The sequence below is a fragment of the Oleiphilus sp. HI0061 genome, assembly GCF_001635675.1.
On record NZ_LWFE01000388.1, the window covers coordinates 1 to 1012 of the forward strand.

At 39.7% G+C, this 1012-nt stretch carries 1 protein-coding gene; it reads left to right on the forward strand.

Annotated features, from left to right (window positions below; genetic code table 11):
• Positions 1–1012: membrane protein insertase YidC (gene yidC, locus A3735_RS05325; RefSeq protein ID WP_156499421.1), on the forward strand; the 1012-nt coding region annotated here is incomplete at both ends.

Below are 1012 nucleotides of genomic sequence, written 5' to 3' on the forward strand. Positions count from 1 at the left end.
GGTTTAAGTACTTCTGCAGAAAGTAGCGAAGATTCTGAATTTACTGTACCTGAGTCTGCTGCTGCAAGTATTGATAGCACAGCCCAAACAAAGAATTCCACCTCGCAACAATCGTCAAGCGTTCATATCAAAACAGATGTATTAGATTTATATCTTGATCTTAAAGGCGGTAATGTTATTTCGGCAAAAATGCCTCAGCATAAAGTTAGCTTAGGCTCAGAAGAAGCACTGGCGCTGTTGGAAAGTGGTAATGGTAGACATTACGTTGTTGAAAGTGGTCTATTTGGAAAAAATGGATATGATTCCTCTAAAAACGGCCCAGCTCCTATTTACTCATCATCATCTTCTTCATACGAGTTACAAGAAGGACAAGATAGCCTTTCAATAGACCTTAATTTTGAAAGTGATGATGGTGTATCAATTACTAAGCGTTATGAATTCAAGCGCAATGATTATCTGATTAATGTCAGCTATATCATTAATAACAAGACTAATGATAACTGGCAGGCAAACCTGTCTGGAAAGATTGTAAGAGATCGTTCCTCTGACCCATCGAGCCAAAATAGTATGGGTATGCAGTCATTTTTGGGAATGGCGCTTTCAAGCGCTGAAAAACCTTACGAGAAATATGACTTTGAAGACATGCTTGACTCCCCTATCAATGAACAAATTCATGGTGGTTGGGTTGCATTTATTCAGCATTACTTCCTAAGTGCCTGGATCCCAGATAATGGCGTTACTCATACTTATCAAACACGCGTGAAAGGCGGTCGATATTTGATGGGCTTTATTAGCCCTGCAATCGAAGTCGCTCCAGGAGAAACCAAGACGACATCTGCACAGTTATATATTGGTCCAAAGATTATGGAGCGTTTGGAAGCTATTGCACCAAACCTTGATTTAACCGTAGATTTTGGTTGGTTATTCTGGGTAGCAACGCCACTATTCCTATTGCTTGATTTCTTCTATGGCATTGTATTGAACTGGGGTTTTGCAATTATTCTAGTGACTG